The following is an 8,223-nucleotide window of genomic DNA, read 5'->3' as shown; positions in this document are numbered from 1 at the left end:
TGATTTACCGCACGCGCAATTGCACCCCGCAACCTGTCGGAGCGCCAATGACGAGGTCGTGTGGCTTAAAGGGGAAGTAATGGGGATAGTAAACGCGTCAGGAATTCGGTCCCTGTCGTCATGGCATAGAAAATCACTGCCCTGGTGATTTTGGTTGCGGCTGAACGACATCATTTCGGGCCGGTCCCGGTCCTGGTTGCATTGGGGGTGCCTGATCGCAGGCAGGGGTCAGCTTCAAAGGTCATGTCCTGAACGCGTGGCAATCCGTCGCCCCCTTTAACTCATCCTTCAGACGTCATTCCCATGTCACCCTCATCGCCGGTCAGGATGAACCGCAGGAGAGGAGATCGCACATGAGCAGAGACATCACCAATGCCCGGGACATGGACCTGCAGGGGCTGGGACCAGACAGCGTCCCGCGGGCAGAACCCGTCCAGGTGGCCCCGCCCTTCCCGGTCCCGCGGTCCGCCAGCCCCTACGCGGGATATCCCCTCCTGCCCTCACGTACCGCCCGTGCTGACATCGTCCAGGCCCGCGAACGGACGTCGCACCTCACGCCGCAGGCTGGCGATCGCACCGGCGGCCACCCTTCTGCATCCGGCAGCGAGATCACCCCGGCAACGGCGCAACGATACCTGCACCGCTGCGCCATCCTGGTAAACCGGTACCGGCGTGAGTGCGACATCCGCACGGATGTCCCCTGCGACGGTGACGGCGTCTTCAGCACGCTCGACCCGCATGCCTTCGTGATCTGGCTCCTGTCTTTGAAACCCGACCTCAGCGCCGCCACTTGGCGGTTCTACCGACGCGTCGCCGCTCACGTGATTTGCAGCCTGCCCCAGGACGGCGTCATGGCCGCTCTGAACCTCCTCGACACCGACCGTGCGCGTCACGAAAACCGCGCTGGCACAGACACGCGGGGCAAACCGGGCCGCACATCGCCGCGCAGGGTCAGGTATTTCGACCGCGACGACTTTACCCTGATCCAGCGAACGATCTCCTACCAGACCACGCGCTCCGACACCTCTGGGATCCTGAGTGACTGGCTGACCGCCGGCATCGGCGTCGGCCTGCGCCCCCTCGAATGGCGTGCCACCGCCGTCGAGGTCGCTCTGGATCCGGTAACCGGCATACAGACGCTCCTCCTCTTCGTCATGAACCCGAAAACCACCAACATGAGCGGCAACGGCGTCATGCGCACGATCGACATCAGCACCCTCTCCGACGATGCGATCGTGGCCGTCCACCGCATGAGCGCGCGCGGGCGCCATTGGAACCTGCACGGCACCTTCGATGACCACCACGCCAGGGTCGCCAGATGTCTCACATTGCTGAACCGAACCCTCTTCCCGCGCCGGACCGTGCCTTACGCCCTCTACAGCTGCCGCCACCAGTTTATCGCCAACATGAGCACAATCCTCTCCCCGGCCGAAGTCATGGCCCTCACAGGCCGTGATACCCCCCCACGGCGCGTCACAGCATCCTCACCCGCCAGAGCCTGGCCGCCCCAAACTCTCTCACGGCATCCACGCCCAATCCCCTCTGATGTCGAACTCCAACAGATCGTCATCGACATCACAACCGAACGCAGACAGTTCAAACAACGGCAGCGATAAATGATGTCAGGGTCAACAAGACGCAGCATCGCCCGCCCCACGTCACGGCATTGACCCGATCAAAGGAAAAATGATCCGGGCCAAGCCGATGGTCAGCCGCTAGCCTGTTGGTGGAAAGGCCAGAAGCTGATGACCGCGACCGCTGGCCGTCAGAACCGTGACTGCCCTAGATCGCTTCAATGGTTGTGCTCCACAAACTCCATGATGGCCAACTGGTCAAAAGGAGACAATTTGGACGTCACTTCGATCAGCTGGTTCAGCTCATCGATATCTGGACCCTCCCCGGCTTCTTCCAATTCAAACGCCACGTGCCCAAGAAGCCCGCTGAGCGAAAAAGATGGCAAAGGACCGCCATCACACCATTCATAAATACAATACGAAACCCAAGGGTTCCTTGCGATCACCTCCAGCTCTTCATTCCAGTGCGTGCGGAGGATCATGCCATAACGGTCGACGATCTGCGCAATACGCTGGGGTTGCATGGGGCAAAGCTTGTTGCGAGAAATCGCAAACTCTGCGTTGCTGGAAAGTTCGATCTGGATGTCTGCCTTTGTCATATGAGGCTCCTCTTGATGACGTTCATGCAGACCGTTCTAAAGGATAAAGGTTTACTGAAGTTTAAATTTTCCCGGTCTTAAAAAAAAATGCGGACCATATTGAGCTACCCTCTAAAAATCGGACAGTAACGCAAGCTACGATCTGACGTCAGCTGATCTCTAAGAACGAGGAGATCAGAGAATGCCAAAACGCAAGAACCATGACGCGGGCTTCCACGCCTGGCTCAGGCGACCGATCAGCGCCCGGGGGAGCTACGACGCGAAGCTCGTCGTGGAGATCGACAAGAGCTTCAAGGCGAGCGATCGGACCTATGGTGCCCGCCGTGTCTGGCGCGACGTGCTCGAGGACGGGCTTGCCTGCGGGCTGCACCGGGTTGAACGCCTGATGCGTCAGAATGCAATGAGGACGCGACCGAAGCGACGCGGGAAGCCGAAGGACAACGGTGAACGGTCGGTCATCGCCGACAACGTTCTCGACCGGGACTTCAATGCCGACCGTCCGAACCAGAAGTGGCTGGCCGACTTCACCTACATCTGGACCGCCGAGGGCTGGCTCTACGTCTCGGTCGTGTTCGACCTCTTCTCCCGGCGCGTCGTCGGCTGGTCCATGAAGGCGGACCGGGACGCCTCACTGGTCATGGATGCCCTGATAATGGCGGTCTGGCGGCGCGGCAAGGCCGACGCTCTGCTCCACCATTCTGACCAGGGATCGCAATATACCAGTGACCAGTTCCAACGCCTGCTGCTCGACAACGGCATCACCTGCTCGATGAGCCGGGCCGGAAACGTCTGGGACAACTCGGCGATGGAAAGCTTCTTCTCATTGCTGAAGACCGAACGGACAGCCCGCAAGGTCTACCGCACCCGCAACGCCGCCCGCGCCGACGTGTTCGACTACATCGAGCGCTTCTACAATCCGAGAAGACGCCACTCGAAGTTGGGATACCTGAGACCTAGGGCGTTCGAGGACCGAGCTATGGAAACCCAACCCGGTGTTCACGAAACCGGCAGCAGGCCATATCGATCATGCTCCACGAGTTTCTATAAGGCTAAACAGCTTTAAGGCTCGATTTTATTGAGTGTTAAATTAGAGTTATAGTATGGGTTACGCTTACATTTTGTACGGCAAGTATATGATACTCAACACTAATTATAATCTCTCTGTGTGCAGAACTACGATTCGGCGTGTGTAGCCCCACGATTCGCTGTGTGTGAAACTACGATTCTGTGTTGCTGTGTGTGAAACTACGGACTGGCTTGTTCTGTGTGTGAAACTACGGTAGGCATCGTGCGTGTGTGAAACTACGGAGGCAAGCTATGACGTCTTCCCCTTTTAGGTCCCCGCTTCTGCCTGACCGTCACGTTCAGCGGGATTTTTTTGTTTGCGATATTTTCGATGCGGCGCCCAAAGGCGATATGGCATCGATGGAACATCCTATTTTTTCTATTTCGACGAAGCCTGATCGACAGATCCGTCGTTACGAAAATGGTTCGAATTTTGTAGAGATTACGCCATCCGTTAAGGGGTTGGCGACAGTTCATGATCGTGACGTACTAATTTACTGCATCAGCCAGCTTATTGGAGCGCTTAATGATGGCCGTGGCGTATCAAAGGTTCTTCGTTTCTCTGCTGCGGACCTTTTGCAGGCTACGAACAGACCCGTTGGCGGCGAGAGCTATGTACGTCTTCGTAGTGCGCTTGAACGGCTTGTCGGTACGATCATTACGACGAACGTTACGACGGGAAATATCGAGGAGATGGACGGCTTCGGGATCATCAAGCGGTTCAAGATCGTTCGTGAGACACGCGATGGCAGGATGCAGGAACTCGAGATTGAACTTTCAGACTGGGTATTCAACGCTATCAGCGCCAAGGAAGTTCTTACCTTAAGTCGAGATTATTTTCGGCTTCGAAAGCCTTTAGAGAGACGACTTTACGAAATTGCCAGAAAACACTGTGGGGCCAAGGCAGAGTGGAAGATTGGCTTGGAGAAGTTGAAGATGAAGTGCGGTTCAACATCGAATGAACGCGAGTTCCGCCGATTAATTCAGAAGATTGTGGATGAAGATGTAACGCACGGTCATATGCCGGATTACGCAATCCAGATGGATGGCGATTTTGTGATTTTCCGAGGCCGCGGTTCAGTTCCCAGCCCTGTCGAGGAGACAATGGACGCGCCGTTGGGCGGTTCGGTCTACGAGGACGCCCGCGTGGCCGCTCCCGGGTGGGATGTCCGGTACATCGAGGAGGAATGGCGCCGATGGTGTGCCGCGGAAGAGATTCTGCCCAAAAACCCGGAGCGACACTTCGTCAAGTTCTGCTCCAGCTGGTTCGAGAAGCGAGGTCGACCCTAGGCCCCATGATCGCGGTGTAAACTGACTGGGCCGGTGGCCTCTCCCGCTGCATTCTCCGTTCGAGGTATGCGCCGGATTTGCTGGTGCCGAGCCTCAAGAATGGGGGAGTGCCCAGATGCGTGATGGCATGTTTATTGGGCTGGTAAGACAACATCGGCAATTGTACTGGTCACGGAACTGGCCGAAGGCACTCAGGTCATCATGATCGATGCCGACCCAGCCAAACGTCTGACGCGTTGGTCGATGCTGCTCACACTGCCTAAATCTCTGCGTGTAATCATCAGCCAAGGCGAACGCTTTATTCAGGATGAGATTTCTGACGCGCAGAGCAAGACGACGTTCTTGTTGATAGACTTGGAGGGTTCTGCGAGCCGCCTGACATCCTTTGCGATTGCCGAATTCGATTTGGTTGTCATTCCGTTCGGCGAAGAACAGCAAGACGCGGATGCAGTGATCAAAACTTTGGCTGAAATCGAGATGGAGACCGACGCACGGCATTCTCATCTCTGCACAATGCTGGCGGCGGCCTGCGCCAGTTGGACCCTGAACCGGCCGCCGAGAGGCCAGAGGACACCGCAACGCGTTGGCCAAGCCGGGAACCCGTTATGGATGGGCATATCAGCATCAAGGCACCGCTCGACGTCTTGGGCCGCTTCAAACAGATCTGCAAAGATGATCGTCGCACTTACGCTGATATGCTTGGTATTCTCATGAATCTATACAAAGGGAAGTAGCCAAGGGCTAGGCCTGTTCGTGGCGGCATTTGAACGCAGTGGTGTTTGTATGTGTTTGATTCAGTGTTACGCCTCAGAAGATACCACGTAGAACCTTGATACTAAAAACAAGTTTCAGGTCTGCGGTTCCTGATACCCCGAATTGAAGTTCCTGATACCCCGAATACTGGTTCCTAATGTCCGCGTTTTACTGGACGGGTGAAAAAGACTTGATATGCAGCAAGAAAGTGCGATGGGTTCCTAATCCCCCGAATTCAAAGCTTGACCACAGTTCCTGATACCCCGAATGTCGCCCCATGTCAGTTCTTGATACCCCGAATCTGCTGGATCAGCTCCTCCCTGATCGTCATCCGCAAGCGGACTTCTTCATCTGTGATGTCGCAGATGCCGTGCTCAAGGATCTCATGCCAAGTATGGAGCACCCATTCTACGCGCTGAGCAAGAAGCCCGATATGGCGATCCGTCGCTATGAGCACGAAGGGAAATGGTTGGAAGTTGTCCCCAGCGTTAAGGGGCAGGCTACGATCTACGACAAAGACATCCTTATCTACGTCGTGTCGCAAATCATGCATAAGCTTAATCGTGGCGAACAAGTCGAGCGGCGCCTCCGGTTCAACCCGCGCGATCTCCTGATCTTCGTGAACCGCGGCACGGGTGGCAAAGACTACGGTGCGTTTTGTGAGGCCATCGACCGCCTTATGGGCACGGTCATTAAAACGAACATCACCACCGCAGGATCTGATGCTGACCTGCCTCTTGGCGACGAAGAGCGGCTGGGGTGGTTCCACCTCATTGAAAAGGCACACATTCAGCGAAAGAACAATGTTGAAGACGGCCGCATAATGTGGGCGGAAATCGAAATCAGCGAGTGGATTTTCAATAGTATCCGCCGCAAGTCTGTCCTAACGCTTCATCGCGATTATTTTCGATTGAGGAAGCCCATCGAGCGACGTGTCTATGAAATCGCACGAAAGATGTGTGGATCGCAGACTTCTTTCGAGATTGGGCTAAACAAGCTCTTGAAGCGAACAGGTGCTCGGACGGAGTTGAAGCGCTTCCGGCATACACTCAAAGAAATTGCGACTCACAACCACCTGCCTGATTACCTCGTCATGTTCGATGAGGAGCGCGATGTGGTGGTGTTCCAGAGCCGGGGAACGGTGGTGTCCGTCACTGGGAAAGATCGGCCTGAGATTGGTCTCCTGAAGTCCGATACCTACGACAAGGCGCGGGCGGTAGCGCCTGATTGGGACGTTCGGGTTTTGGAGCAGGAGTGGCGTATTTGGGCTAGTGAAGTTCCGAAAAGCGCTGACGCGGCATTTTTAGGGTTCTGCAAGAAGCGGTTCGCCAATAAGGGGCGACCGTAGGTTCGGGGTATCAGGAACGGCTGTGTTGCATAAATCCAAGAGGGATTCATGTCGTGAATCCAGTGTGGTAGCTGGCCCGCATGAGCAAACCGATATCACCTACCTATAAGGCAAGCGGGAAGGCGTGGCCGTTCAGGCGTTGTAGTTCCACGGCATGAGTGCATCGAGTTCAGCACTTGGCCACTGATTGGCGATGCGCTCCAAGGTCAGCGTCGGCTAGGCGCCAGGGTCAACGTCGTTCATTTTGCAGACCTGCAAAAGCGTCGCGATCGTGGCCAATGTCCGGCCACCACCGTCCGATCCGGCGAAGAGCCTGTTCTTGCGTGTGATGGTCTGGAGTCTGATGGCCCGTTCGACGATGTTCGAATCCAGCTCGACGCGGCCGTCGATCAAGAAGCGCTCAAAGATCTCACGACGCGTTATGGCGTAGCGCAGCGCTTCTGCCAGCTTCGACTTGCGACAAGACGCTTGGCCTGCATCCGCTGGATCTGTCGGCGGATTCGCACCTGATCGACGGTCAGAACCTGTTCATCTTCTCCCGTCCCGAGATGGCGTTTCTGAACTTCGGGCCATTTGTCGTCAATCTGGTCAGCGTCACGTTCAACTACGTGAACGATGGAGACAACTTCACTCTGCTGTCGGACCTGTTTCTGGTGCAGACGACTCAGACCATCACTGGGGGGCGTTCCAGCAGACCTTCACGCTTTCGTCCGCTCTGCGCGAATCGGTGTTCGGGATCGGAGCCGACCGGATCCACGATGACTTCAAGATCAAGAGTGTCGCCTTTAGCGTAGTAGCGCCTGTCTCTCCGGTGCCGCTGCGGGCGGCGGGTCTGTTGCTGTTGGGTGCGCTCGCGGGGGCCACTGCGCTGCGGCGCTGCAAGACCGCCTGACCGGACCCGGATCGCGGTCCGTTCAGACCTTTCGACGGCCCGGTTCACGCCGGGGCCGTTCTGCGTTTAAAGCAGCCCGCGCAGGTAGCTGCCATAATCGGTCTTGGCATAGCGGTCGGCCAGGGCGCTCAGCGCCGCAGCGTCGATCCAGCCCTGCTGATAGGCGATTTCCTCGGGGCAGCCGGTCTGCATGCCCTGACGTGATTGCAACGTGCGCACAAAGTTGCCAGCGTCCAGCAGGCTACCGTGGGTGCCGGTGTCGAGCCAGGCATAGCCCCGCCCCATGCGTTCCACCGTCAGGCTGCCGTCGACCAGATAGGTCTCCAGCAGCGAGGTGATCTCCAGCTCGCCACGATGCGACGGCGTGATGCGGCGGGCACGGTCCGGGGCGGTGCCATCCAGAAAGTAGAGCCCGGTGACTGCATAGTTGGACGGCGGGTTGGAGGGCTTTTCGACGATCTGTGTGACGGTGCCATCGCTATCCATGCCCACTACGCCGTAGCGTTCGGGGTCCGACACGCGGTAGCCAAAGACGGTGCCGCCGGCGGGTTTCGCATCGGCGCTGGCCAACATCTCGGGCAGGCCATGGCCGAAGAAGATGTTGTCGCCCAACACCATCGCCGAGGCAGCCCCATCGAGAAAGTCCTCGCCCACCAGATAGGCCTGCGCCAGACCGTCGGGGCTCGGCTGCACCAGCCAGGT

At 57.2% G+C, this 8,223-nt stretch carries 8 protein-coding genes and 2 pseudogenes; 6 read left to right on the top strand and 4 right to left on the bottom strand.

Annotated features, from left to right (window positions below):
* Nucleotides 1-353: 353 nt before the first annotated feature.
* Nucleotides 354-1,616 carry a hypothetical protein gene (locus BUA54_RS20085; RefSeq protein ID WP_072859018.1) on the top strand — a complete coding sequence of 421 codons (1,263 nt, stop codon included), beginning with the start codon at nucleotides 354-356 and terminating at the stop codon, nucleotides 1,614-1,616.
* Nucleotides 1,617-1,792: 176 nt separating this feature from the next.
* Here BUA54_RS20085 and BUA54_RS20080 read toward each other — a convergent pair whose 3' ends face one another.
* Entirely contained in the window at nucleotides 1,793-2,173 is a 381-nt protein-coding gene (locus BUA54_RS20080) for a hypothetical protein (RefSeq protein ID WP_072859017.1), read from the bottom strand.
* A gap of 205 nt (nucleotides 2,174-2,378) precedes the next feature.
* Between BUA54_RS20080 and BUA54_RS20075 the strand changes: the two are divergent.
* Nucleotides 2,379-3,146 (top strand): annotated as a pseudogene (locus tag BUA54_RS20075) (IS3 family transposase); the annotation flags it as partial.
* A gap of 329 nt (nucleotides 3,147-3,475) precedes the next feature.
* On the opposite strand, the gene BUA54_RS21950 reads toward BUA54_RS20075, so the two are convergent.
* A complete protein-coding gene (locus BUA54_RS21950) occupies nucleotides 3,476-3,637 on the bottom strand; it encodes a hypothetical protein (RefSeq protein WP_425434997.1) in 162 nt (53 codons plus the stop codon).
* Between BUA54_RS21950 and BUA54_RS20070 the strand changes: the two genes are divergently transcribed.
* The 3 genes from BUA54_RS20070 to BUA54_RS20060 all read left to right on the top strand — a co-directional run bounded on the left by BUA54_RS20070 (nucleotide 3,590) and on the right by BUA54_RS20060 (nucleotide 6,629).
* A complete protein-coding gene (locus BUA54_RS20070) occupies nucleotides 3,590-4,528 on the top strand; it encodes a replication initiator protein A (protein ID WP_425434996.1) in 939 nt (312 codons plus the stop codon). The two genes, BUA54_RS21950 and BUA54_RS20070, sit on opposite strands and share 48 nt — an antisense overlap.
* 201 nt (nucleotides 4,529-4,729) lie before the next feature.
* On the top strand, nucleotides 4,730-5,242 hold the full coding sequence (locus BUA54_RS20065) for a P-loop NTPase family protein (RefSeq protein WP_072859015.1): 513 nt from the start codon (nucleotides 4,730-4,732) through the stop codon (nucleotides 5,240-5,242).
* Nucleotides 5,243-5,558: 316 nt separating this feature from the next.
* Nucleotides 5,559-6,629: a replication initiator protein A gene (locus BUA54_RS20060; RefSeq protein ID WP_072859014.1), complete on the top strand. Its 1,071-nt coding sequence runs from the start codon at nucleotides 5,559-5,561 to the stop codon at nucleotides 6,627-6,629.
* 132 nt (nucleotides 6,630-6,761) lie between these two features.
* Here the strand turns inward: BUA54_RS20060 and BUA54_RS20055 are convergent.
* Nucleotides 6,762-7,085, bottom strand: a pseudogene (locus tag BUA54_RS20055) (IS66 family transposase); the annotation flags it as partial.
* A gap of 271 nt (nucleotides 7,086-7,356) precedes the next feature.
* On the opposite strand from BUA54_RS20055, the gene BUA54_RS21345 reads away from it, so the two are divergent.
* Nucleotides 7,357-7,521: a hypothetical protein gene (locus tag BUA54_RS21345; RefSeq protein WP_178352814.1), complete on the top strand. Its 165-nt coding sequence runs from the start codon at nucleotides 7,357-7,359 to the stop codon at nucleotides 7,519-7,521.
* A 66-nt stretch (nucleotides 7,522-7,587) separates the two neighbouring features.
* On the opposite strand, the gene BUA54_RS20050 is transcribed toward BUA54_RS21345, so the two are convergent.
* The coding region (locus BUA54_RS20050) for a sugar nucleotidyltransferase (protein ID WP_072859013.1) at nucleotides 7,588-8,223 on the bottom strand (636 nt) is incomplete at its 5' end.

This window comes from Loktanella atrilutea (genome assembly GCF_900128995.1).
GTDB classification, from domain to species: Bacteria; Pseudomonadota; Alphaproteobacteria; order Rhodobacterales; family Rhodobacteraceae; genus Loktanella; species Loktanella atrilutea.
The sequence above is the reverse complement of the archived record's forward strand: the minus strand, read 5'-3'. Positions and strand labels throughout refer to the sequence as shown.